Origin of the sequence: Simplicispira lacusdiani (assembly GCF_003604195.1) — a bacterium.
GTDB classification, from domain to species: Bacteria; Pseudomonadota; Gammaproteobacteria; order Burkholderiales; family Burkholderiaceae_C; genus Simplicispira; species Simplicispira lacusdiani.
This window is the reverse complement of the sequence record NZ_QXGR01000007.1, coordinates 46,506-68,790: the sequence shown is the minus strand read 5'-3', so window position 1 is coordinate 68,790 and position 22,285 is coordinate 46,506. Positions and strand designations below refer to the sequence as shown.

The window sequence follows — 22,285 nt, the reverse complement described above, 5'->3', positions numbered from 1 at the left end:
AACGTTACGGTTTGTATGCAAAACCCATGCCTTCCACTATCATTGAATAGGTTTTCTCTATAACCCGTTGATTTGAAAAGAATTTGCGTTGTCTTCCCTCTACCTTGAGCATTTCCGGCTGAGTGAGGCTCCGTTTGGCATCACGCCCAACGGCAAATTCTTCTTCGAGGGGCAGGCGCGGGGCGCCATCCTGGAAGCGCTGCACCATGCCGTTCTCGACGACGACGGCATCATCACCGTGGTGGGCGAGGTGGGCAGCGGCAAGACCATGCTGTGCCGCATGCTGGCCGAGCGCCTGCCGCGCGACCGGGTCGATCTGGTCTACCTGGCCAACCCCTCCTTCGGGCCGCGCGAGATCCTGCAATCCCTGGTGGCCGACTGGGGCCTCGCGGTGCCTGCGGGCCAGCCGCTGGTGCTGTCCATCCAGGCCGCGCTGCTGGAGCGCCACGCCCAGGGCCGCCGCGCGGTCGTGCTCATCGATGAGGCGCAGGCCATGCCGCCCGAGTCGCTCGAAGAGGTCAAGCTCCTGTCCAACCTGGAGACGGCGCAGCGCAAGCTGCTGCAGATCGTGCTGTTCGGGCAGCCTGAACTCGACACCCTGCTGGCCCAGCCCCGCCTGCGCCAGGTCCGCGACCGCGTGGTGCACCGCTTCGACCTGCGGCCGCTCAACGCCCCCGACGCCGCCGCCTACATCGACCACCGCCTGCGCCGCGCGGGCTGGCAGGGCGGTGCGCTGTTCGAACCCCGGGCACAGCGCCAGTTGGTGGATGCCTCGGGCGGGCGCATTCGCGCTATTCACCTGCTGGCCGACAAGGCCTTGCTCGCGGCCTTCGCGCAGGGGGCGCGCCAGATCGGGCGCGCGCATGTGCGGCGCGCCGTGGCTGAATTCAGGGCGGGGGCGCCTGCCGCGCCAGGGCCGCGCAGGGGCCTGCGGCCGCTGCTCTGGCTGGCGCTGGGCCTGGCGGGCCTGAGCGCTGGAGGGGCGGTAGGCTATGGCCTGGGCCAGCGTGCCGCGCCCGTGCAAGTGCCGACACCGGCCGCCGCCGCGCCCGTGCCGGCAGCGGCCAGCGCCGCGCTGCCCGTGGCTCCGCCCCCCGTCGCGGCGGCCAGTGGTGATAGCGCCGCCGTGCCCACCCTCCCCGGTGCGCCCGCCAGCGCGGCGGCCCTGCAGCCCCCGGAGCCTGCGGCAGCACCAGCAGCAGTGGTGCCCGCCACGCCTCCCGCAGCCGGGTCCGCCACGGCGCTGGCCGAACGCTATGCCCAGCTTCCCCTGGCGCTGCGCGAAGCGGTGCTGCACACCCGCAGCGTGTTCGACGATCCGGCGCAGGATTTCCGCGTCCTGCAGATCGGCCTGGCCGCTGATGCCGCTGGAGCCCAGCGCCTGCTGGAGCAGGCCCGCGAGGCGGGCGAGGCCTGGGTGCAGGACCGGCAGTACGCACCGCAGGCTGGCCGTCCCGGGCTCTGGGCGGTCTACGCCGGCCGCTATGCCTCCCGCGAGCAGGCCGTGCAGGCCCTGCAGCAGTTTTCGGCCCCGATGAAGGCCAGACGCCCCCTGGTCCGGACCCTGGACCGCCTGCGCACCGAGTCTTACCCTGAGCGCGCGCCCACATGAACCGCATTTCCCGCATGACGCCCCAAGCTTTCCCACAGCCCATCCCACGGTGCGGCCGTTCGCCGGTCCGCACCCCATCGGCGATCGTTCTGGCATTGGTCCTGGCGGGTTGCGCGGCCACGCCGCCGCTGCCGGGCGCCGGCCACCTGCGCCCCGAGGCCGTGGCCCAGGGCAAGCCGCCCGCGCTGGTCGATGCACCGCTGCTGCCCCCGCCGCCCAGCCCGGGGCGCACGCGCGCCGATCAGTTCTCGGTCAGCGTGCACAACGTGGACATCCGCAACCTGCTGTTCGCCGTGGCCCGCGATGCGCGCCTGAACCTCGATGTGCATCCCGACCTGGCGGGCACCGTGAGCATCAACGCCATCGACCAGACCCTGCCCGAGATCCTCGACCGCGCGGCCCTGCAGGTGAACATGCGCTACGAGATGGAGGGGCGCAACCTGTTCGTCATGCCCGATTCGCCCGTGCTGCGCCACTACCGGGTGGACTACCCGAACGTCGCGCGCGAGGCGCGCAGCGAGGTGGCCGCCAGCACCAGCATTTCGCGGGCCGGCGGCGGGGGGACGGGTGCTGGCAACAGTTCCAGCAGTTCCCTGGCCAACACGTCGAACAACAAATTCTGGGAAACGCTCACGCAGAACATCCGCGATCTGCTGCGCGAGACCGACAAGCTGCTGCCCGAGGGCGCTGATGCCGCTGCCGCCGGTGCAGCGCCCGCTCCGGCCGCTCCCGTGATTCCCGCGCCCGTGGTGCCGGCCTCGGCGGCCCCCGGCGCGTCGAATGCCGCGCCAGCGGCGCCCGTGGCGCCGGTGCCCACGGCCGCGCCCGCACGCTTTCGCGAGTCGGCCTCGGTCATCGCCAACCCCGAGACCGGCGTGATCTCGGTGCGCGCCACCTACCGCCAGCACATGCGGGTGCGCGAGTTCATGGACCGGGTGATGCTCAGCGCGGGCCGCCAGGTCATGATCGAGGCCACCATCGTCGAGGTGAACCTGTCCGACGAATACCAGCAGGGCATCAACTGGACGGTGCTGCGCCGTGGCCTGCCCATGTTGCAGCTCGGCCCCACGGGCAGCTCCTTGCCTTCGGGCGTGCCGGTGGGCGGCGTCATTCCGAGCATGGCCTCCATCACGCCCTCGTACACCAGCGCCAGTGGCGGGCTGACGCAGATCGGCATGGCCCTGCGGCTGCTGGAGTCGTTCGGCAACACCAAGGTGCTCTCCAGTCCCAAGATCAGCGCGCTCAACAACCAGGCGGCCCTGCTCAAGGTGACCGAGGACTTGGTGTATTTCACCCTCTCGGCCAACTACACGCCGGGAACGGGGACGTCGCCGGCGACCTTCACGCTGACCTCCACGCCCAACACGGTGTCGGTTGGCTTCGTCATGAACGTCATGCCCCAGGTGGGCGACGGCGACCAGGTCACGCTGATCCTGCGGCCCACGCTGTCGCGCGTGGTGGGCTACGTGGAGGATCCTGCCGTGCCCATCTACCTGGCGCAGGCGCGTGCCGGGGGCATGACCGTGAACGAGGTTTCCAGCCGCATCCCGCAGATCCAAACACGCGAGCTGGAGTCCGTCATCAAGGTGCGCTCGGGCGACACGGCGGTGCTGGGGGGACTGATGCGCGAAGACGTGGCGGGCAGCACCGACCAGACGCCGGGCGTGGGCAGCGTGCCCTTGCTGGGGGATCTGTTCAAGTACAAGAAGCGCAGCAGTGCCAAGAGCGAGCTGGTCATCTTCCTGCGGCCCACCGTGGTCCAGCATGCCAGCCTGGCGGGGGACCACCAGGCTTTCGAGCCCCACCTGAGCGAGGCTCTGCGCGCCATGCCCGAGCGTCCGCAGAACGCGCCCGCCTACGCGCCGGCGGAAAGGAGCGTGCGGTGAGCCTGTTGCTCGATGCCTTGAAGCGCAGCGAGCAGCGCCCGCTGTCGCTGGCCCCGGCCGATGATGCCGCACCGGTCACCCAGGCTCCGGAGCCAGTGGCGCCCCCGCCGCCCGCTCCAGAAGCCACCCAGCCACAGCCCGCGCGCCCCGCGCCGGCCGCTGCCGCGGCGCGGGAAGCCGCGCACACCATGGTGCATGCCGCCGCCGCGTCCGACCCCCGGGCGCGCACGCGCCGCATGGTGTTCGGGCTGCTGGCCGGGCTGGCGTTGTCGGTGGTTTCCTGGTTGGGCTGGAACTATTGGCAGGCCAGCCAGGGCGGCCTCATGGCGGTGGCGCTGCCGCCGGTCGCGCCTGTGGCGGCGCCGCCGGAGCCCGGCCCCGCCGAGGCCGCTTCGGAGGCTGGCGCGGCGCAGGCCGCCGAAACCCAGGCCGCGCCCTTGCCGGCCGAGTCCGCGGCCTCCGTGGCGGCACCGGCCGTGCCTGCTCCGGCCCCCGCCGTGGTGGCGGCCCCGGAGCCACTGGCGCCGGTCACCCGCAAGCCGGCATCCGAAGCCGTGTCGGCGCGCGCCAAACTGTCCGCTGCCGAGCGTGCCGCCGCCGTGTCCGCGCCCCAGGGCCCTGGGGGCGCCGAGTCCGGCGCCCCGGAGCGGACGGCGCCAGCAGGCCGTGATGCCGTGGCGCCGGGGCGGCCCCGCCCTGCGGCGGCGCCGGCCGCGCCAGCACTGGTGCGCTCGCTGGCGCAGCGCCACCTGCAGGACGCCTGGGCCGCCCTGGGCCAGGGCGATGCCGCACGGGCGCAAGCGCTGTACCGCCAGGTGTTGGCCGAGCGGCCCGACGATCCCGATGCCACCCTGGGGCTGGCCGTGGCCCTGCATCGCCAGAAGCAGCTGCAGGAGGCCTGGGCGGCCTACCAGCGCAGCCTGCAGCTGTGGCCCGACAACGCCACCGCGCGCACGGGGCTGCTGGCCATCCTGTCCGAGTCCGACCCCGCCACCGCCGAAAGCCGTCTGCAGGAATGGGTGCAGGCCCGTCCGCGCGACGCGGCCGCGCAGGCCGCGCTGGGCAACCTGCTGGGCCGTCAGGGCCGCTGGGCCGAGGCGCTGGGGCCGCTCACGCTGGCGCAGTCGCTCGCGCCCGAGCAGGCCGCCTACGCCTACAACCTGGCGGTAGCGCTCGACCAGTCGCGCCGCTACGCCGAGGCGCTGCGCCTGTACCGTCAGGCCTTGCAGCTCGGCGGCGCGGGCATTCCGGTGAAATCCATCGAGTACCGTCAGGCCGAATTGCAGGAGCTGTTGTCCCAATGACCGAACCCCAATCCGCGGCCGCTGCGCGCCCGGCCATGCGCCTGGGCGACCGCTTGCAGCACATGGGCCTGGTGTCGGCCGACCAGATCCAGATCGCCCTGCTCGAACAGAAGAAGACCGGTAAGCAGCTCGGCGACGCGCTGATCGCGCTGGGCTTCGTGACCGAGGAGGCCATGCGCGAGGCCCTGGGCCAGACCCTGGGCCAGCAGACCATCCTGCTGCAGACGGTGCTGGCCGACCCCGAGGCCCTGCAGCGCCTGCCCAAGGCCATGGCCAGCCGCTTCCAGGTGTTCCCGGTGTCGTTCACGCCCGAAACGCAGAAGCTGGTGCTGGCCAGCCCCAAGCCCAACGACATCATCGCTGCCGACCAGATCCGCGCCCATGTGGGCCTGGGGGTCAACATTTCCTGGCGCCTGGCCAGCGCGGCCGACGTGCTGGGCGCCATCGACCAGTTCTACGGCTACGAGCTGTCGATCGACGGCATCATCCACGAGATCGAGACCGGCCAGATCGACATGGCCTCGCTCACACAGGGGCAGGGCGGTTACAGCCACCCGGTGGTGCGCCTGGTCGATGCGCTGCTGTCGGATGGGGTGCACAAGCTCGCCTCGGACATCCACTTCGAGCCCGAAGGCCAGTTCCTGCGCATCCGCTACCGCATCGACGGCGTGCTGCGCCAGGTGCGGGTGCTGCACGGGCGCTACTGGGCCGGCATGCTGGTGCGCCTCAAGCTGGTGGCGGGCATGAACATCGCCGAAAGCCGCGCGCCGCAGGACGGCCGCGTGTCGCTCTCGATCGGCGGGCGCAACGTGGATTTCCGCGCCGCCGTGCAGCCCACCATCCATGGCGAGAACTTCGTGCTGCGCGTGCTCGATGCCAAGCGCGGCATCGTGGACTATGACAAGCTGGGCCTGACCGACCGGCAGTACGACATCCTCAACCTGATGCTGGCGCGCCCCGAGGGCATCATCCTCGTGACCGGGCCGACGGGCTCGGGCAAGACCACCACGCTGTATTCCGTCCTCAGCCACATGAACGAGGAAAGCGTCAACATCATGACGCTGGAAGACCCGGTGGAGTACCCCATCACGCGCATCCGGCAGACCTCCATCGCCGACGGCAGCAAGATCGACTTCTCCGACGGCGTGCGCTCGCTGATGCGCCAGGACCCGGACATCATCCTCGTGGGCGAGGTGCGCGACAAGGACACCGCCGAGATGGCCTTCCGCGCCGCCATGACGGGCCACCAGGTGTTCACCACCCTGCACACCAATTCGGCCCTGCGCAGTTTCCAGCGCATCAAGGACCTGGGCGTCTCGCCCGAGGTGATGGCCGGCAACATCATCGGCATCATCGCCCAGCGCCTGCTGCGCCGCCTGTGCACGCACTGCCGCGAACCCGTCGAGGTGGCGCCGGGGAGCATCGAGGCGCGCGTGCTGGGCGACCAGGCCCTGGGCCGCACCATCTACCGCCCCCATGCCGGCGGCTGCGAGGCCTGCGGCTTCCAGAGCTACAAGGGCCGCCTGGCCATCATGGAACTGCTGCGCATGGACAGCAGCCTCGATGAACTCATCACCCGCAATGCCTCGCTGGGCGAGCTGTCGGCCCATGCGCTGGCCCAGGGTTTCACACCCATCGCCGAGGACGGCCTGCGCCGCGTGCTCGAAGGCATCACCAGCATCGAAGAGGTGGGCCGCGTGGTCGACCTGACCGTGAGGCTGGCAGGGTAGGGCATGGCCAGATTCCGTTACCGTGCCATCAACGCCGCGGGCGAGGTCGTCAAGGGCGATGTCACGGCCCTGCATCTGGCCGACATGCAGGCGCAGCTGCGCGCGGCGGGGCTTTCGCTCATCCGCGCCAGCGAGGTGCGGCGCCGCGCGGTGCGCACGGCGGGCCTGCCCACGCGCGAGCTCATCAACCTGCTGTTCCACGTCCAGATGCTGCTGCGCGCGGGCGTGCCCATGATGACCGCCCTGCAGGACCTGCGCGACGGCGCCGACAGCCTGGAGCTGCGCCAGGTGGCGGCCAGCCTGATGGACCGCATCCAGAGCGGCAGCACGCTGGCCGACGCCATGGCCGCCGACCCGGGCATCTTCTCCGAGGTCATGGTCCACCTGGTGCGCTCGGGCGAGGTCAGCGGCCAGCTGGCCGAGGTGCTGGGGGAACTGGTGCGCTCGCTCAAGTGGCAGGCCGAACTGGCGGCGCAGACCAAGAAGCTGCTCATGTACCCGGCCTTCGTCACCGTCACCATCACCGGCGTGGTGGTGTTCCTGATGGTGTACCTGGTGCCGCAGCTGGTCAGCTTCATCCGCAACATGGGCCAGGAAATACCGTTCCAGACGCGCCTGCTGATCTGGATCTCCGAGGCCTTCGTGGCCTACTGGTGGCTCATCCTGCCCACGCCCGTGGTGGCCATCGTGGCACTGTCGGCGGCGGCCCGCGCGAACGAAGAGGTGCGCTTCCGGCTGCACCGCGCGCTGCTGGCCCTGCCCGCCGTCGGGCCGGTCATCAAGAAGATCATCCTGGCGCGGCTGACCGACAGCTTCGGCCTCATGTACCGCACCGGCATCCCGGTGATCGAGGCCCTGGGCTACTGCGAGAAGATCACCGGCAACCTGCCCGTGCAGCGCGCGCTGGTGCGCGCGCGCGAGCGCATCGCCAACGGCTCGTCCATCAGCGACGCGTTCGCCATGGAGAACCTGTTTCCCTCGCTGGTGGTGCGCATGCTGCGCGTGGGCGAGGCCACCGGCGCGCTGGACGAGGCGCTGAGCAACGTCAGCTACTTCTTCACCCGCGACATCGACGAGTCCATCGGCAAGGTGCAGGCGTTGATCGAGCCCGTGCTCACCGTCGTGCTGGGCCTGATCCTGGGCTGGATCATGCTGGCCGTGCTCGGCCCTATCTACGACACCATCTCCAAGATCCGGACATGACATCCATGGCAAGCGCACGGTCGGGGCTGCTGCTGGTGCAGCCGCTCCAAGCCCAATGGCACGACGCCGCCGGTCTGCCGTTGGCCCAGCCGCCGGCAGCGCATGTTCCGGTGCGCGTGGTGGCCGACCTGATCGAGGAGACCCATGTCCGCATCGAGGTGCCGGCCCTCATGGGCTCGGACCGTGCCGGCTTCATCCAGGTGCAGTTCCAGACCCTGCTGCCCGACGTGCCGCTGCGTGCCACCTGGCAGCCGGCCTCCCGCCAGCCCCTCCTGCCCAAGGCCTTCGCGCTCAACGCGGTTGGCGTGTCATCGCAGCCCCTGCGCGCGCTGCTCGACGCGCAGTCGCAACAGCAGCGCCCGCTGGAAGGCGTATGGACGCTGAGCTACCTCATGGCCCGCTGGGCCGGGCTGCAGCATGGCCTGCCCGCCAGCGGCTGGCTGTTCCTGTGCCTGGCCCTGCCCTACGGCATGCGCATGGTGCTGCTGCACGACCATGTGCCGGTGTTCTCGCGCCTGCTGCTCGACCTCGATCCGCAGCAGCAGGTGCAGGAAGTTGGCCAGACCCTCAAGTACCTGGTGGACACCCGGGTGCTCGACCGCGCGGCCTCGCCCGGCGTGGTGCTGATGCAGCCGGACCCCGGCTTCGCCGAGGCCTTGCAGGCCCAGGGGCTGAACCTCCTGCCCCCGGTGCCCGTGCGCCATCCGCGCGGCGTGCTGGCCGAAGTGCTGGCATTGGCGCATGGCCGCACGCCGGGCCAGCTCGCCCCGACGGAACTGCGCCGCCATTTCCTGGCGGGCAAGGCGCGGCAGGCACTCCATCTGGCAGGCGCGGCGCTGGCCCTGGTGGCCGTGGCGGGCCTGTACCAGCAGGCGCATGGCGTGCTGGACAGCATGCAGCAGGCACGCCACGCACAGCAGCAGGCCGTGGCCTTGAACCAGACGGCCCAAGCCCTGCGGCAGGGTATCGCGTCGAGCGGCATGGATATCGCGCTGTTGAGGCTGGCCATGCAGGTGCGCGAGAGCGAACTGCAGCCGGGTATCGCGTTGCCCGAACCCCTGTGGCGGTTGGGCCAGCTCTTGCAGGCACAGCCCCAGGCCGATCTGTTGCGCATGGAGATGGCGCTGGTCCCCCAGGCCTGCGCCAGCGCGCCGGCCGATGCGGGGCAGCAGCCCGCCGTGCAGGTCGAAAGCAGCAAGACCTGGACGCAGTGGTCCTTCGAGATCCGGCCGTCGCCGGGCCTGCTGCCCCGGGCCCGGCAGGCCCTGCTCGACGATCTGGGCCGGGGGGTGGCCGGTTGGAAGGAATGGAAGGTGCTGGCCGATCCGGCACGGGCCGAGAGCGGCGCAGTCATCGCGGGCGGGCAGGCGGGCACGGCCGACTCCGCAGGCGCTTGGCGCTGGTGCCTTGCGCCACGGGCCGAGCAGGAGGGCGCCGTGACCGAAGGAGCAGGTTCATGAAACAGTCGTTCGCCCTTGTTTTCCCGCTGGTGCGGGGCCTGGCCCTGCGGTGGGGCGGCGCCCTGCTGCTGCTGGCCCTGGCGTGGGGCGGGCTGTGGGGTGCGCGGTACATCCTCCAGCCCGGGTGGCAGAAGGCCGAGGCGGAGATGCAGGCGGCCCAGGCGCTGCTCGACGAGGCGCGCACGGACCAGGGCGACATTGAAACGCACCGAGGCAGCTTCGATGCGCTCAAGGCGGCGGGCCTGGTCGGCGGCGAGCAGCGTGCCGTCTGGGTGGAGGACCTGCTGCGCACGGCCCAGGCCCTGGGCCTGCAGTCCCAGACCAGCTTCACCCTGGCTGCTCCCCAGGCGGTGGAGCTGCCCGAGGCCGAGGCCGCCGGGGCGCGCGTCACGCGCCATGTGCTGGAGTACAGCCTGGCGCGGGTGCACGAAGTCGAGGCGCTGCGCTTCGCGCAGCAATACCACCAGGCCCATGGACGCGTGTCCCGGCCCGTGGCGTGCACCTGGGAGCAGCCCACGCCCGAGGGCCTGACAGCGCGCTGCCGTGTCAACTTTCTGCACATTGACCCTGTTCCGGCGGCTGGCCACAATGCAGGCACCTGACCCATGGAACAGGTTGTCGCCGCCATGAAACCCGCGCTGGTCCCCGTCGCATCCGTCGTCCTGGCCTGCACGCTGGTGGTGCCGGCCTGGGCTTCCGTGTCCACGGCGGCGGCTTCGCTGCAGTCCGCCGAGGCGGTGGCGGGCTGGCCCCGGCTTTTCTTCAGCGCCGAGCAGCGCAAGGCCATCGAACGCGCCCGCCTTCCGGTGGAAAGCGCGGCGCCTGCCGAGCCCGGCGCCGCCGCCATGCCCACGGCCACGCCTTTCGTCCTCCAGGGTCTGGCCCAGGGGCGCCGTGGCGCGAGTGCCTGGATCAATGGTGAAATGCTGCAGCAGGGAGACATGCTGGCGGGCCGCACTGTGGTGATCGAGCCGCTGGCCGTGCGCCTGCGCCTGGCGGGTCAGCCCGATATCGTGTTGCGCCCAGGCCAGCAGAGCCAGGAGGGCGGCGCGCCCGTGCAGGACCTCGTTCCCACCGATGCGTTTCGAAAGAAATAAGCCTCCGAGGCTTTATTCATGCGCGGAAATAGCTATCATTTCAGTAGTATGAAAACTACCCGTCCGGTCGGTCGCGATACCCGCGTGGGTGGTTTCACGCTGGTGGAAATGGCCCTGGTGCTGCTCATCGTGGGCCTGCTCGGGGCGGTGTTCCTGCCGGCCACCAACACCATGCTGGAAAACAGCCGCCGCAAGGAAACGCGCACCAAGATGGAGGCGCTGGAGCAGGCGATGGCCCGCTTCGTCATGGTCAACCGGCGCCTGCCCTGTCCGGCGGATGGCGATCTGCCCCCGGGCAATGTGGAGCAGGGGCTGGAGCAGCCCCATCCTGGAACGGCCGCCTGTACCGGGCCGGGCCTCACCAACGGCGTGGTGCCCTGGAAGACCTTGGGCATCAGCCAGGGCGATGCGACCGATGCTTGGAACACCCTCGTCACCTACCGCGTCTGGGCCGGCGCGGCCGTGGCGGCGGACGCGCTGACGCAGACCAATGGCATGAACATGTCCACGCTGGACCCCGCGACGGCGGGTGCGGTCAGCGGCTGGCTGGCCAGCCGGGGCTTCCGGGCGTGCAACGCGACGGCCTGCCCCGCCGGGAGCGCGGCGGAACTGGCGAGCCGGACTGCCAGCAACGGCGTCGCCTATGTCCTCATCAGCCACGGCGCCAACCGCATCGGCGGTTTCAATGTGGAGGGCAATTACGTGGCCGTGGCGAGCGGCCCCGGCCCCGGGCCGCTGGAGAACATCAACTTCAATGCGGCGGCCGTGCGCACGGCCGGCCTCAATGACTTCTATGTCGATGCCGATTTCGCGGAAAACCCGGCGGCCTACTACGACGACATCGTGCTGCGCCCCACGGTGATCTCCGTCGCGCTGGCGGCAGGCCTCGGGCCGCGCAAGCCCTGATCCCCGTCCCCCATGCCGCAGCCCGCTCTTCGTCCCACGGCCGCGCCGGCCATGCGCTCCCGGCAAGTGGGCGGAGCCGTGCTGGCGCTGGTGGTGAGCCTGCTGGTCACGGCGGCCGCCACCCTGGCCATCCGCCTGGCAGGCCAGGTGAGCGAGAAGACGGCGCAACAGCAGCTGACCCAGCAGCGCATGGCTCGCATCGGCAGCGCGCTGCAGGCCTATTGGATGGTGCACGGCTGCACCTTGCCTGCCGGCGCCCTGGGGAGTGCAAGCACCGGCGATGCTGCACCCGGCGGCACCACCGTGCCCTGGCGCACCCTGGGCCTGGCGCGCGATGACGCGTTCGATGCCTGGGGCCGCAAGATCCGCTACCTCAGTCCTGGCTCTGTCGCGCAGTTCGGCGCTCCGGCCCAGCCCTCGACCTGGGCGCTGGTCAGCCATGGACCGACCGGATTCGGGGGCTGGCTCGCGAGCGGCCAGCAGATGCCGCCGCCCGTGAATGCCGACGAACTGGCCAATGTCAACGGGGGGGGCTTGCAGCTCAAGACGGAGACGGCGGGCACGGACATTGCGCCCGCGAACCTCTTTGACGACGCCTTGCTCTGGGGCACGCTGGACACGGCCGACTGCAGCGCCACGCCGCCCGCCACGCCGCCAGTCGTCGGCGCGCCCACGGCGCTGAACCTGACCACGGCCCTGCTCAACTCCATTGCGCCCGTGTCCTACTCCGGCCGCGACAGCAACACCACCTCCATCACGATCGACGGTGGCGCCGCGCTGGGCAACATCACCATCACCTCCAGCGGCGGCAACATCTCCCGCAACGGTGTTCCCAATGGAACGGCCATCGGCGTGTGCACCACGGGCTGTGGCAACAACAACTCCAGTCTGAGTTTTCCCGAAACGCTGAGCTTCAAGCTCGACGGCAAGACCGCCGAGAAGTTCGCGCTGGGCGTGCTGAGCCTCGACCCCACCGTGCAGGTGGCCGTGACCTTCCGCCGCAACGGCAGCGATATCGGGCTCTACGTCTCGCCCGTGGTCCCGGCGGTGTCGGGTGTGCCCACCGTGTTTGCCGATTTGATGCCCTCGCCGGCCTCGCCATTCGATGAGGTTGTCGTTCAGCCCCAGGGCAGCTCGCGCCTCTTCGTGGCCAGCATCCGTTTTTGCGCGGCTGGCTCCACATGCAATTGATGGGTCTCGCAGGCAACACCATGCCCCAGGACTTCGAAGACTCGGCCCAGGCCCATGCGCACCATGTGGTGCGCAGCCGCAGGGCGCGCCGCCGCTGGCAGCAGTTCGCGGGCATCCTCATGCTGCTGGCCGGGTATGTGTGCCTGGCGGTGACGGCCGATACACCGTCCGAGTGGCTGCTGTTGCGTGTTGTCTGCGGGTTCGGGCTGCTGTTCGCCGGGTTTGCCGTGGCCATTGGCCCCACGGTGTCGTCCATCTTTGGAGACCATGACTGAAGCTCCACAAAGCCAGGCTGCCACGGTAGGCCGTGGCACGGATTGCCCCCTGCTGTGGGTGGAGGACGACCCGGTGCTGTCGGACTGGGTGGCCCAGTCGCTGCAGGACGACGGCTGGAGCGTGCTGGTGGCCCACAACCGGCTTGATGCGCTGTTGAAGCAGGAGCATGAAGTGCCCAAGGGGCGGGCCTGCGTGGCCATCCTGGACCTGGGTCTTCCGCCCCATCCGGGCCGTCCTGACGAAGGCCTGCAATTGCTGGCCGAGCTGGTGGCGCGGTGGCCCCTGCTGCACGCGATCGTTCTCACGGGCCAGAACGAGGTGGCCGTGGGCCAGCAGGCCGTGCACGCCGGGGCCTTCGACTTCCTGGCCAAGCCGGTGGCGCTGGCCGTGCTGCGCCAGGCCCTGCAGCGCGCCGCCTGGTTTGCGCTGCGCCAGCAGGAACTGCTGGCGCAGGGGCGGCTGCATCTGTCGGTGTCGGCCGAACTGTCGGAGGGCGTGCGCGAGGCCAGCGACCACGTGGCCGAGCAACTCATCCGTCATGTGCTGGGCTGCAATGGCTTCAACGTGACGGCTGCCGCGCGCACGCTGGGCTTGGAGCGCGAGCAGCTCTACTACCACATGAAGAAATTCGGCATCCAGCGCCAGAGCCCCGCCGAACCATCGGACGCGCCATGAACGCGCTGCCGTGGTTGCTGGTCGCCGTCGGGCTGGTGCTGCTGCTGGCCGCCTGGGCCGTGTGGCACCGGGGGCAGCGCATCCGCCAGTGCATCGCGCAGCTGCTGGCGCTGCCTGCCGACATGCACCCGCTGCGCTGGCCCGAGCGCGCGCGCCCCGTGTTGCAGCGCGCCGGCATTGCCGGGCTGCAGTGGCAGGGCGAATGGTTCGGCGATACGGTGCAGGGGCACTGGGGCCAACCCGTGGCTTCCGACTGGCTGTGCCAGACCCTGCAGGCCGGGCCCGACTGCCAGATCGAGCTGCGCTGGGCCGACGTGGCCCGCACCGACGAGGCGCGGGCGTTGGCGCTGGCGGTGTTCGATGTGTTCGCCCAGACCTGGCTCTCGCGCATGCGCGAGCGCACCCAGGCCGTGGCCGTGGCCCTGGCGCAACGCGCGCATGTGCAGCTCTACTGGCAGCACGACATGCGCAACCTGGCGCAGTGGGTGGGGCTGTTGGCAGAGGAGTTCGGCGCGGCCACGCCCGAGCAGCTGCCGCGCCTGGCCCTGCGTCTGCAGCGGCAGGCACCGCTGGCGCAGGCGCGCGCCCGCAAACTGCTGGAGGCCTCGCAATGGGCCGATGGGCAGGAGCCCTGCTCCAGCAAAGGCCCCCCTCCGGCACGGGCCGATGCGCCGCCCGTGGATGTGGAGGCGCTGGTGCAGAACGCCGCCGATCTGGCCGGGCTGTCCCTGCGGTTCGAGTGGATCGAGGCGTCCGAAGCCGGTGCCCGGCCCGTGCTGAAGCTGCCCGACGCCATGGCCCAGGCGCTGGAGCGCGCGCTCGACAACATCTTCTCCAACATTGCCCGTGACCCGGTGGCCCGCCAGGCCGGCCACGCCCTGCGCAGCCTCTGGGCGGTGCGGGAAGGGTGCCTGCAGGGCGAACTGCATACGCCGCACCTGTCCACCCCCTGGCCCCGCCGGGCTTTCGAGCCCCTCAAGTCGCCTTCCGGCTCCGGCATGGGTCTATACCAGGCCCGGCGCAGCCTGCGCGATGTCGGGGGCGACCTGCATGCGCACAGCGGCCCTGGAGGGGTGGTTTTCGGCGTGCGGATGCCCTTGCCATTGGAAGCACAGCGTCAAGAAATTTGACTGTGCCGGCATGCAGCGGCTGGGCACAATGTTTTGCAGGAAGCGGCCAAAGGGGCCGCGGTTCCATGCAACCAGGAGACCCATCCATGAAATCATTGCCCGTGCGCCGCACGCGTCGCCAAGCCCAGTCCGGCTTCACGCTGGTCGAAATCGCCATTGTTCTGGTCATCATCGGCCTGCTGCTCGGCGGCGTGCTCAAGGGTCAGGAGCTGATCGAGAATGGACGCGTGAAGAATGCCGCCAACGACATGAACGGCATCAGCGCGGCCTACAACAGCTACCTGGACCGCTATCGCAAGCTGCCTGGCGATGATGGCCCGATCGCGACCTTGACCGGGCGCGGTGGCCAATGGACGACCGCAGGCATTGCAGCCGGCGACAACAACGGTGTGCTGGCCGTGACGGCTGCCCAGACCTTCACCGGCGGTGGTGAAAATGATAACTTCTTCCAGCACCTGCGGGCCTCGGGCTTCATCACCGGGAACCCGGGCGATGTGGGCGCCAACGCCATGCCGGTCAATGCCTGGGGTGGCCGCCTCGGGGTGACCAATGCCGTGGCCCAAGGCCGCCCTGCAGCGCGGGTGCTGGTGTGCCTGGGCAATGTGCCGGGCAAGGCCGCCGCCGCCCTGGATGTGCAGTTGGATGATGGCCTGCCGAACAATGGCACGTTCCGTGCGACCCAAGGTGCAAACAACGCTGTACCGGCAGGCGCTGCTGCGGCGTACAACGAATCGCAGACCTACACCGTCTGCCGCGATCTGGGCTGATGCCCTCAGCGCCCTCTGGGGTGCTGGTCTCGCGCTGCCCATGCCCGCCGGCCCCTGGCCTGCGGGCATTTTTCATGGGCGTGTGTGCTGGGTGCGGGCGAAAAAAAACCGCCGGGCTCGCGCCGGGCGGTTTTTTTGGCAGGGGCCGGGCTGATTACTTCAGCTTGGCTTCCTTGTACTCGACGTGCTTGCGAGCCTTGGGGTCGAACTTGATGATCGACATCTTTTCAGGCATCGTCTTCTTGTTCTTGGTGGTGGTGTAGAAGTGACCGGTGTCGGCCGTGGACACCAGCTTGATCTTGTCGCGTCCGCCTTTGCTTGCCATGGTGCTTCTCCTTAAGCCTGGCCGCGTGCACGCAGGTCTGCGAGCACGGAGTCGATGCCGTTTTTGTCGATCAGGCGCAGGGCAGCGCTGGAAACGCGCAGGCGCACCCAGCGGTTTTCGCTCTCGACCCAGAAACGACGGTATTGCAGGTTCGGCAGGAACCGGCGCTTGGTTTTGTTGTTGGCGTGGGAAACATTGTTCCCGACCATGGGCTTCTTGCCCGTGACGTCACATACGCGTGCCATTGTGGACACTCCGATAGTTCAACGGCTGTTACTGGCGACAGACACCTCGTGGCGCCTGTCTCGCTTCAGCCTCACCTCGCCATGAAAAGGGTGGCGGTATCCCGATCTGCCGCGGCTCTCACGAGCCCTTGGTGCAGCAAAGCCGACTATTATAGCGTATTCGCCTCTTGTCTGGCCAGCCCCCCAAGGGCGGTCTTGGGTCAGCCCAGCTGTTCCAGGTAGCGCTGCGCGTCCAGCGCGGCCATGCAGCCCGTACCCGCGCTGGTGATGGCCTGCCGATAGACATGGTCCTGCACGTCTCCGGCGGCGAAGATGCCGGGCACCGAGGTCTGGGTGGCGAAACCCTTGATGCCACCTTGCGTGACGATGTAACCGTTCTCCATCTCCAGCTGGCCCTGAAAAATCTCGGTGTTGGGCGCGTGGCCGATGGCGATGAAGCAGCCTTGCAGCGCGATGTCTTCGGTGGCGCCACTCTGCGTGTGCTTGATGCGGATGCCGGTGACGCCGGTCTGGTCGCCCAGCACCTCGTCGAGCGTGTAGAAGGTCTTGAGGTCGATCTTGCCCGCGGCCACCTTTTCCATCAGGTGGTCCACCAGGATGGGCTCGGCCTTGAACTTGTCACGGCGGTGCACCAGCGTGACCTTGCTCGCGATGTTGGAGAGGTACAGGGCTTCCTCCACGGCGGTGTTGCCGCCGCCGATCACGCAGACCTCCTGGTCGCGGTAGAAGAAGCCGTCGCAGGTGGCGCAGGCCGAAACGCCACGGCCCATGAAGGATTCTTCCGAGGGCAGGCCCAGGTACTTGGCCGAGGCGCCCGTGGCGATGATGAGCGAGTCGCAGGTGTACGTGCCGCTGTCGCCCATGAGCGTGAAGGGGCGCTGGCTGAAATCGACCTTGTTGATGTGGTCGAAGATGATCTGGGTCTTGAAGCGCTCGGCGTGCTCCAGGAAGCGCTGCATCAGCGCCGGGCCCTGCACGCCGTGCACGTCGGCGGGCCAGTTGTCCACCTCGGTGGTGGTGGTGAGCTGTCCGCCCTGGGCCATGCCGGTGATGAGTACGGGGTTCAGGTTGGCGCGGGCCGCGTAGATGGCGGCGGTGTAGCCGGCCGGGCCGGAGCCGAGGATGAGAACTTTGGCGTGCTGGGGGGTGGACATGGTAAAAGTTCGGGTTTGTGCGCCCAGGGCGCATGAAGAGAGAGGACTCAGCAATTGTGGGGGCGAGGCCGTAAGTATCAACCAAGCCGCGCTATGCCCCGTTTCTGTCACGGAAATTGAAAAAAGCAATCGGCTGCTGCTGGAGCGGCTTTTCACGAGGAGATGTTGCGATGGCGATGTTGTCAAACCTGGACTTGCTGCGCCGCGTGCCGCTGTTCTCGCGGCTCACGGTGGCGCAGGCCGAGGCGATCAGCAATGCGGTGGTCAAGCGCCGCTTCAAGCGTGGCGAGGCGCTGGTGGAGCAGGGGCAGAAGTCCGACGCGCTGTTCCTGCTGCTCACCGGTCGTGCCCGTGTCACGGCGTCCGACAGCCGGGGGCGCGAGGTGATTCTGGCCACGCTGGGGCAGGGCGACTACCTGGGCGAGATGAGCATCATCGACAACGAGCCCCATTCCGCCACCGTGCGCGCCGAAGTGCAGACCGATGTGCTGACGCTCGGGCGTGCCGAGTTCACGCGCTGCCTGTCGGAAAACGCCGCCATGTCGCTGGTGGTGATGCGCGGCCTCGTCAAGCGCCTGCGCCATGCCGACCGCAAGATCGAGTCGCTGGCCTTGCTCGATGTGTATGGCCGCGTCGCCCATGCGCTGCTGGAGCAGGCAGAGACCAATGCCCAGGGCCAGCAAGTCATCGCGGGCAAGGTGTCGCGCCAGGACCTGGCCAAGACCATCGGTGCCTCGCGCGAGATGGTCAGCCGTGTCATGAAGGACCTGGAGACCCGGGGCTTTATTGAAACCCTGCCGTCCGGTGCCATGCTGCTGAAGACCCGTTTGGCGACACTGGGCTGACGCCCTGCGTCGCACGGGGTGGATGGGGTAAGCTTCGCCCGCACGCCTATGACCTATTCCCTCAACACCCTGAATGCTTCTCCGGGCGACAAGGCCGCCGCCCGTTCCGTGGGTTCCCGTTTCGGCCATGAGATCGCCCTGGTGGCCGGGCTGCTGGCGCTGGTGTTCTGGCTGCTGGCGCTCTTGAGCTACTCGCCGCAGGATGCCGCCTGGTCCACCTCGGGCGCGACCGCGCAGCCCCTGGTGCGCAACTGGGCGGGCCGCCTGGGCGCCTGGCTGGCCGATGGCAGCTATTTCGCGCTGGGCTTCTCGGTCTGGTGGTGCGTGGCGGCCGGGGTGCGTGCCTGGCTGGCGTCGCTGGCGCTGTGGATGCGCGGCGGCGAGGCATCCGAGACCGAGGCCGTGCGCCACCCCCTGGTCTGGCGCGCCCTGTTCTGGTTGGGCCTGGCCTTGCTGCTGTGCGCCAGCACGGGGCTGGAATGGACGCGGCTCTACCGTTTCGAAGGTGCGCTGCCGGGCCATGCCGGCGGCGTTCTGGGCTACATCACGGGGCCGGCCGGCATGAAATGGCTGGGCTTCACGGGCTCCGGGCTGGCGGGCATCGTGCTGGCCGTGCTGGGTGCGGCGCTGGTGTTCCGTTTCTCCTGGGGCCATCTGGCCGAGGGCCTGGGCGCGCGCGTCGATGCCCTGGTGCAGTCGGGCCGGGCTCGGCGCGAGGTGGCCAAGGACCTGGCCGAGGGCAAGCGCGCGGCGCGCGAGCGTGAGGAAGTGGTGTTCGAGGAGCGCGCCGAGATCGAGGTGCAGCACCCGCAGCCGGTGCAGATCATCGAGCCGGTGCCGATTGAGGTGCCGCAGAGCCCGCGCGTGGTCAAGGAGCGCCAGAAGCCCCTGTTCTCCGACATGCCCGACAGCCGCCTGCCGCTGGTGGACCTGCTCGACGCGGCCCAGCAGCGCCAGGAGTCGGTGTCGCCCGAGACGCTGGAGATGACCAGCCGCCTGATCGAGAAGAAGCTCAAGGATTTCGGCGTGGAGGTGCGCGTGGTGGCCGCCATGCCCGGCCCGGTGATCACGCGCTACGAGATCGACCCGGCCACCGGCGTCAAGGGTTCGCAGGTGGTGGGGCTGGCCAAGGACCTGGCGCGCAGCCTGAGCCTGGTGTCGATCCGCGTGGTCGAGACCATTCCGGGCAAGAACACCATGGCGCTGGAGCTGCCCAACGCCAAGCGCCAGACCATCAAGCTCAGCGAAATCCTGGGCTCGCAGGTCTACCACGAGGCCAAATCCATGCTCACCATGGGCCTGGGCAAGGACATCGTGGGCAACCCGGTGGTGGCCGACCTGGCCAAGATGCCGCACGTGCTGGTGGCCGGCACCACGGGCTCGGGCAAGTCGGTGGGGATCAACGCCATGATCCTGTCGCTGCTCTACAAGGCCGAGGCCAAGGACGTGCGCCTGCTGATGATCGACCCCAAGATGCTGGAAATGTCGGTCTATGAGGGCATTCCGCACCTGCTCGCGCCCGTGGTGACCGACATGAAGCAGGCCGCGCACGGCCTGAACTGGTGCGTGGGCGAGATGGAGCGCCGCTACAAGCTCATGAGCAAGCTGGGCGTGCGCAACCTGGCGGGCTACAACGCCAAGATCGACGAGGCCGCAGCGCGCGAGGAATCCATCCCCAACCCCTTCAGCCTCACGCCCGAGCAGCCCGAGCCGTTGCAGCGCCTGCCGCACATCGTGGTGGTGATCGACGAGCTGGCCGACCTGATGATGGTGGTGGGCAAGAAGATCGAGGAACTCATCGCCCGCCTCGCGCAGAAGGCACGTGCCGCTGGCATCCACCTCATCCTGGCCACGCAGCGCCCGAGCGTGGACGTGATCACCGGCCTGATCAAGGCCAACATCCCGACCCGGATCGCGTTTTCGGTCGGCTCCAAGATCGACAGCCGCACCATCCTCGACCAGATGGGCGCCGAGGCGCTGCTGGGCATGGGCGACATGCTCTACATGGCCAGCGGCACCGGCCTGCCGATCCGCGTGCACGGCGCCTTTGTCAGTGATGAGGAAGTGCACCGCGTGGTCAGCTACCTCAAGGCCCAGGGCGAGCCCGATTACATCGAGGGCGTGCTTGAAGGCGGAACCGTGGACGGCGATGGCGATCTCACCACCGAAGGCGGGGGTGATGGCGGCGAGAAGGACCCCATGTACGACCAGGCGGTCGAAGTGGTGCTCAAGGACCGCAAGGCCAGCATCTCCTACGTGCAGCGCAAGCTGCGCATCGGCTACAACCGCTCGGCCCGCTTGCTGGAAGACATGGAGAAGGCAGGCCTGGTCAGTTCCCTCACTGCCAGTGGCCAGCGCGATGTGCTGGTGCCCGCGCGCGGCGAGTAGCCGCCGTTTTCGGAGCCCTGATGAAACGTATTTTTGCTGCTGTTTTGATAGCTTGTGGCGCCCAGTGGTCTTGGGCTGATGGCCTGAAAAGCCTGGAATCCTTCATGAAGGGAACCCAGGCCGCGCGTGCCGACTTCACCCAGGTGGTCACCACGCCCGCCAAGGACGGGCAGGCGGCGCGCCAGAAGACGTCCAGCGGCAGCTTCGAATTCCAGCGCCCAGGGCGTTTCCGCTTCGTCTACAAGAAGCCTTTCGAGCAGACCATCGTGGCCGACGGCACGAGCCTGTGGTTGTATGACGTGGACCTGAACCAGGTCACCCAGCGCCCGCAGGCCCAAGCCCTGGGCAGCACGCCGGCGGCGCTGCTGGCCTCGGCGCCCGACCTGCAGGCGCTGCGGGCCGATTTCACGCTCGAATCCGCGCCCGCGCAGGACGGGCTGGAGTGGGTACAGGCCACGCCGAAGACCAAGGATGGCCAGTTGCAGAACGTGCGCGTGGGCTTCCGCGAGGGGCAACTTGCGGTGCTGGAGATCCTCGACGGCTTTGGCCAGCGCTCCTCGATCCGCTTCGCCAATCTGCAGGCTAACCCGCAGCTGCCCGCAAGCACCTTCCAGTTCAAGCCGCCGGCCGGGGCCGACGTGCTCAAACAGTAAGGCGCAGTGCTCAGGCCAGCAGCACCAGCGCCAGGCCGATGGCGGCCGGCAGCGCCTGGATGAACAGGATCTTGCGGCTGGCCGTGGCGGCGCCGAAGACGCCCGCCACCAGCACGCACAGCAGGAAGAACACCTTCACCGGCTGCCCGGCGTCGCCCAGCCAAAGCCCCCAGAACAGGCCCGCCGCGAGGAAACCGTTGTACAGCCCCTGGTTGGCCGCGAGCGCCTTGGTGGCCGTGGCCATTTCCTGCGTCAGGCCGAAGGCGCGCCGTCCGGCGGGCTTGTCCCAGAGGAACATCTCCAGCACCAGGATGTAGACATGGAGCAGGGCGATCAGGGCGACGACGGCGTTGGCGGCAAGGGACATGGCGGTGTATCCAAAGGGAGAAGGGGCACAGGATAGCCGTGCCGCGCGAAACGTGCTGGCGCTGCGTTCAAGCAAGGGCCCGGGCCACCCGCGCGCGCAGCTCGGGCAGCAGCTCGGCCTCGAACCACGGGTTCTGGCGCAGCCAGCCGTTGTTGCGCGGGCTGGGGTGCGGCAGCGCCAGCAGGGCAGGGCCGTGGCTGCGCCACTGGCGCACGGCGTCGGTGAGCGGGCCGCGGTGGCCGGGCAGGTGCCAGGCCAGTGCGTACTGGCCCAGCACCAGGGTCAGGTGCAGGTGGGGCAGATGGTCCAGCAGGGGCTGGCGCCAGGCCGGGGCGCACTCAGGGCGCGGCGGCAGGTCGCCCGAGCGGCCGTGGCCGGGGTAGCAAAAGCCCATGGGCAGGATGGCGACCTGGTGCGGGTCGTAGAAGGTTTCGCGCGTGATGTCCAGCCATGCGCGCAGGCGCTCGCCGCTGGCGTCGTCGAACGGCAGGCCAGAGGCATGCACCTTGCGGCCCGGCGCCTGGCCGGCGATGAGGATGCGCGCACTGGTATGGGCCTGCAGCACCGGGCGCGGGCCGTGGGGTAGGTGCGCGGCGCAAAGCTGGCAGGCGCGCACGCGGGCCAGCAGTGTGTCGAGCGGCTCGTCTGGAGTCACGGCACGATCTGGGCTCCAGCCTCGGCGAGCAGTTCGCGCAGCACCGAGCGGTGGCAGTGCGACTCGTCCTCGCAGTAGCAGCCGACGGAGAAGTTTGCGTCTTGTGACATGCGGGCCAGCAGCGCCAGGGTGTGGCGGTTTTCCGGCGAGGCCATTTCGGCGCGGTACTTGCGCGCGAAGGCCGCCCATTCCTGGGGCGTGGCGGCGGCCTGGGCCTGCTTCACGGTCTCGGGGCTGGGCGCGAGGTTGGGATACCAGACGTCGTACCAGTTCTGCGCCGCGAACTGCTCTTTGGGCACGCCGCGCGGCGGGCGGCGCACGGTGCCGATGCGCGTGCCTTCGTCGGGCGCGCGCGGACTGCCGAGTTGAACGATGCGGATTGCCATGGGAAACCTCCGTGGCGAGCATTCTGACCC

Annotated in this window: 23 protein-coding genes; 17 read left to right on the top strand and 6 right to left on the bottom strand. The window is 69.2% G+C overall.

The window, feature by feature from the left end; genetic code table 11:
* Positions 1-88 precede the first annotated feature (88 nt).
* The 14 genes from D8S75_RS11450 (at position 89) to D8S75_RS11385 (ending at position 15,237) form a co-directional block, all read left to right on the top strand.
* Positions 89-1,612, top strand: a complete 1,524-nt coding sequence (locus tag D8S75_RS11450; RefSeq protein ID WP_119966473.1) for an AAA family ATPase — start codon at positions 89-91, stop codon at positions 1,610-1,612.
* Positions 1,609-3,498, top strand: a complete 1,890-nt coding sequence (locus D8S75_RS11445; protein ID WP_198673193.1) for a type II secretion system protein GspD — start codon at positions 1,609-1,611, stop codon at positions 3,496-3,498. Before D8S75_RS11450 ends, D8S75_RS11445 begins: the two co-directional genes overlap by 4 nt.
* Positions 3,495-4,802 (top strand): tetratricopeptide repeat protein, encoded by a 1,308-nt coding sequence (locus D8S75_RS11440; protein WP_119966471.1) that lies wholly within the window; start codon positions 3,495-3,497, stop codon positions 4,800-4,802. The genes D8S75_RS11445 and D8S75_RS11440 overlap by 4 nt, the downstream gene beginning before the upstream one ends.
* A complete protein-coding gene (locus tag D8S75_RS11435) occupies positions 4,799-6,532 on the top strand; it encodes a GspE/PulE family protein (RefSeq protein ID WP_232829027.1) in 1,734 nt (577 codons plus the stop codon). The genes D8S75_RS11440 and D8S75_RS11435 overlap by 4 nt, the downstream gene beginning before the upstream one ends.
* A 3-nt stretch (positions 6,533-6,535) precedes the next feature.
* Positions 6,536-7,735, top strand: coding sequence for a type II secretion system F family protein (locus D8S75_RS11430; protein WP_119966470.1), 1,200 nt, complete (start codon positions 6,536-6,538; stop codon positions 7,733-7,735).
* Positions 7,736-7,740: 5 nt separating this feature from the next.
* Complete coding sequence (locus D8S75_RS11425) at positions 7,741-9,195, top strand: hypothetical protein (protein ID WP_119966469.1); 1,455 nt, start codon at positions 7,741-7,743, stop codon at positions 9,193-9,195.
* Positions 9,192-9,797, top strand: a complete 606-nt coding sequence (locus D8S75_RS11420; protein WP_119966468.1) for a hypothetical protein — start codon at positions 9,192-9,194, stop codon at positions 9,795-9,797. The genes D8S75_RS11425 and D8S75_RS11420 overlap by 4 nt, the downstream gene beginning before the upstream one ends.
* 3 nt (positions 9,798-9,800) lie before the next feature.
* Positions 9,801-10,292, top strand: coding sequence for a hypothetical protein (locus D8S75_RS11415; RefSeq protein ID WP_119966467.1), 492 nt, complete (start codon positions 9,801-9,803; stop codon positions 10,290-10,292).
* Positions 10,293-10,340: 48 nt separating this feature from the next.
* Positions 10,341-11,198: a type II secretion system protein gene (locus tag D8S75_RS11410; protein ID WP_157982641.1), complete on the top strand. Its 858-nt coding sequence runs from the start codon at positions 10,341-10,343 to the stop codon at positions 11,196-11,198.
* Positions 11,199-11,210: 12 nt separating this feature from the next.
* Complete coding sequence (locus D8S75_RS11405) at positions 11,211-12,389, top strand: hypothetical protein (protein WP_157982640.1); 1,179 nt, start codon at positions 11,211-11,213, stop codon at positions 12,387-12,389.
* On the top strand, positions 12,380-12,664 hold the full coding sequence (locus D8S75_RS11400) for a hypothetical protein (protein ID WP_232829026.1): 285 nt from the start codon (positions 12,380-12,382) through the stop codon (positions 12,662-12,664). Before D8S75_RS11405 ends, D8S75_RS11400 begins: the two co-directional genes overlap by 10 nt.
* Entirely contained in the window at positions 12,657-13,340 is a 684-nt protein-coding gene (locus D8S75_RS11395) for a response regulator (protein WP_119966463.1), read from the top strand. Before D8S75_RS11400 ends, D8S75_RS11395 begins: the two co-directional genes overlap by 8 nt.
* Positions 13,337-14,470 (top strand): histidine kinase, encoded by a 1,134-nt coding sequence (locus tag D8S75_RS11390; RefSeq protein ID WP_119966462.1) that lies wholly within the window; start codon positions 13,337-13,339, stop codon positions 14,468-14,470. Before D8S75_RS11395 ends, D8S75_RS11390 begins: the two co-directional genes overlap by 4 nt.
* 86 nt (positions 14,471-14,556) lie before the next feature.
* Positions 14,557-15,237 (top strand): prepilin-type N-terminal cleavage/methylation domain-containing protein, encoded by a 681-nt coding sequence (locus tag D8S75_RS11385; RefSeq protein ID WP_119966461.1) that lies wholly within the window; start codon positions 14,557-14,559, stop codon positions 15,235-15,237.
* Positions 15,238-15,391: 154 nt separating this feature from the next.
* Here D8S75_RS11385 and rpmG read toward each other — a convergent pair whose 3' ends face one another.
* From rpmG to trxB, 3 genes are all read right to left on the bottom strand, one after another.
* A complete protein-coding gene (rpmG, locus tag D8S75_RS11380) occupies positions 15,392-15,562 on the bottom strand; it encodes a 50S ribosomal protein L33 (protein WP_119966460.1) in 171 nt (56 codons plus the stop codon).
* 11 nt (positions 15,563-15,573) lie between these two features.
* On the bottom strand, positions 15,574-15,807 hold the full coding sequence (rpmB, locus tag D8S75_RS11375) for a 50S ribosomal protein L28 (protein ID WP_005797187.1): 234 nt from the start codon (positions 15,805-15,807) through the stop codon (positions 15,574-15,576).
* A 200-nt stretch (positions 15,808-16,007) separates the two neighbouring features.
* Complete coding sequence (trxB, locus tag D8S75_RS11370; RefSeq protein WP_119966459.1) at positions 16,008-16,961, bottom strand: thioredoxin-disulfide reductase; 954 nt, start codon at positions 16,959-16,961, stop codon at positions 16,008-16,010.
* A gap of 170 nt (positions 16,962-17,131) precedes the next feature.
* Here trxB and D8S75_RS11365 point away from each other — a divergent pair, with 170 nt between their 5' ends.
* The 3 genes from D8S75_RS11365 to lolA are packed head-to-tail and all read left to right on the top strand — an operon-like array spanning position 17,132 to position 20,847.
* A complete protein-coding gene (locus D8S75_RS11365) occupies positions 17,132-17,806 on the top strand; it encodes a Crp/Fnr family transcriptional regulator (protein ID WP_119966458.1) in 675 nt (224 codons plus the stop codon).
* 48 nt (positions 17,807-17,854) lie between these two features.
* Positions 17,855-20,194: a DNA translocase FtsK gene (locus D8S75_RS11360; protein WP_119966457.1), complete on the top strand. Its 2,340-nt coding sequence runs from the start codon at positions 17,855-17,857 to the stop codon at positions 20,192-20,194.
* A gap of 20 nt (positions 20,195-20,214) precedes the next feature.
* Positions 20,215-20,847 carry an outer membrane lipoprotein periplasmic chaperone LolA gene (lolA, locus tag D8S75_RS11355; protein ID WP_119966456.1) on the top strand — a complete coding sequence of 211 codons (633 nt, stop codon included), beginning with the start codon at positions 20,215-20,217 and terminating at the stop codon, positions 20,845-20,847.
* Between the two features lie 10 nt (positions 20,848-20,857).
* On the opposite strand, the gene D8S75_RS11350 is transcribed toward lolA, so the two are convergent.
* The 3 genes from D8S75_RS11350 to D8S75_RS11340 all read right to left on the bottom strand — a co-directional run bounded on the left by D8S75_RS11350 (position 20,858) and on the right by D8S75_RS11340 (position 22,255).
* Positions 20,858-21,214 carry a DUF1304 domain-containing protein gene (locus D8S75_RS11350; RefSeq protein ID WP_119966455.1) on the bottom strand — a complete coding sequence of 119 codons (357 nt, stop codon included), beginning with the start codon at positions 21,212-21,214 and terminating at the stop codon, positions 20,858-20,860.
* A gap of 67 nt (positions 21,215-21,281) precedes the next feature.
* Positions 21,282-21,869, bottom strand: coding sequence for a uracil-DNA glycosylase family protein (locus D8S75_RS11345; RefSeq protein WP_119966454.1), 588 nt, complete (start codon positions 21,867-21,869; stop codon positions 21,282-21,284).
* Positions 21,866-22,255, bottom strand: coding sequence for a DUF488 domain-containing protein (locus D8S75_RS11340; RefSeq protein ID WP_119966453.1), 390 nt, complete (start codon positions 22,253-22,255; stop codon positions 21,866-21,868). Before D8S75_RS11340 ends, D8S75_RS11345 begins: the two co-directional genes overlap by 4 nt.
* Positions 22,256-22,285: the final 30 nt, after the last annotated feature.

What these genes read in the sequence shown, in the direction of transcription:
- D8S75_RS11420 (WP_119966468.1), top strand. Translation starts at nt 9,192, where the DNA reads ATGAAACAGTCGTTCGCCCTTGTTTTCCCGCTGGTGCGGGGCCTGGCC.
- D8S75_RS11410 (WP_157982641.1), top strand. Translation starts at nt 10,341, where the DNA reads ATGAAAACTACCCGTCCGGTCGGTCGCGATACCCGCGTGGGTGGTTTC.
- D8S75_RS11365 (WP_119966458.1), top strand. Translation starts at nt 17,132, where the DNA reads ATGGCGATGTTGTCAAACCTGGACTTGCTGCGCCGCGTGCCGCTGTTC.
- D8S75_RS11430 (WP_119966470.1), top strand. Translation starts at nt 6,536, where the DNA reads ATGGCCAGATTCCGTTACCGTGCCATCAACGCCGCGGGCGAGGTCGTC.
- rpmB (WP_005797187.1), bottom strand. Translation starts at nt 15,807, where the DNA reads ATGGCACGCGTATGTGACGTCACGGGCAAGAAGCCCATGGTCGGGAAC.
- D8S75_RS11350 (WP_119966455.1), bottom strand. Translation starts at nt 21,214, where the DNA reads ATGTCCCTTGCCGCCAACGCCGTCGTCGCCCTGATCGCCCTGCTCCAT.
- D8S75_RS11445 (WP_198673193.1), top strand. Translation starts at nt 1,609, where the DNA reads ATGAACCGCATTTCCCGCATGACGCCCCAAGCTTTCCCACAGCCCATC.
- D8S75_RS11400 (WP_232829026.1), top strand. Translation starts at nt 12,380, where the DNA reads ATGCAATTGATGGGTCTCGCAGGCAACACCATGCCCCAGGACTTCGAA.
- trxB (WP_119966459.1), bottom strand. Translation starts at nt 16,961, where the DNA reads ATGTCCACCCCCCAGCACGCCAAAGTTCTCATCCTCGGCTCCGGCCCG.
- lolA (WP_119966456.1), top strand. Translation starts at nt 20,215, where the DNA reads ATGAAACGTATTTTTGCTGCTGTTTTGATAGCTTGTGGCGCCCAGTGG.
- D8S75_RS11340 (WP_119966453.1), bottom strand. Translation starts at nt 22,255, where the DNA reads ATGGCAATCCGCATCGTTCAACTCGGCAGTCCGCGCGCGCCCGACGAA.
- rpmG (WP_119966460.1), bottom strand. Translation starts at nt 15,562, where the DNA reads ATGGCAAGCAAAGGCGGACGCGACAAGATCAAGCTGGTGTCCACGGCC.
- D8S75_RS11415 (WP_119966467.1), top strand. Translation starts at nt 9,801, where the DNA reads ATGGAACAGGTTGTCGCCGCCATGAAACCCGCGCTGGTCCCCGTCGCA.
- D8S75_RS11425 (WP_119966469.1), top strand. Translation starts at nt 7,741, where the DNA reads ATGGCAAGCGCACGGTCGGGGCTGCTGCTGGTGCAGCCGCTCCAAGCC.
- D8S75_RS11435 (WP_232829027.1), top strand. Translation starts at nt 4,799, where the DNA reads ATGACCGAACCCCAATCCGCGGCCGCTGCGCGCCCGGCCATGCGCCTG.
- D8S75_RS11385 (WP_119966461.1), top strand. Translation starts at nt 14,557, where the DNA reads ATGAAATCATTGCCCGTGCGCCGCACGCGTCGCCAAGCCCAGTCCGGC.
- D8S75_RS11360 (WP_119966457.1), top strand. Translation starts at nt 17,855, where the DNA reads ATGACCTATTCCCTCAACACCCTGAATGCTTCTCCGGGCGACAAGGCC.
- D8S75_RS11405 (WP_157982640.1), top strand. Translation starts at nt 11,211, where the DNA reads ATGCCGCAGCCCGCTCTTCGTCCCACGGCCGCGCCGGCCATGCGCTCC.
- D8S75_RS11390 (WP_119966462.1), top strand. Translation starts at nt 13,337, where the DNA reads ATGAACGCGCTGCCGTGGTTGCTGGTCGCCGTCGGGCTGGTGCTGCTG.
- D8S75_RS11395 (WP_119966463.1), top strand. Translation starts at nt 12,657, where the DNA reads ATGACTGAAGCTCCACAAAGCCAGGCTGCCACGGTAGGCCGTGGCACG.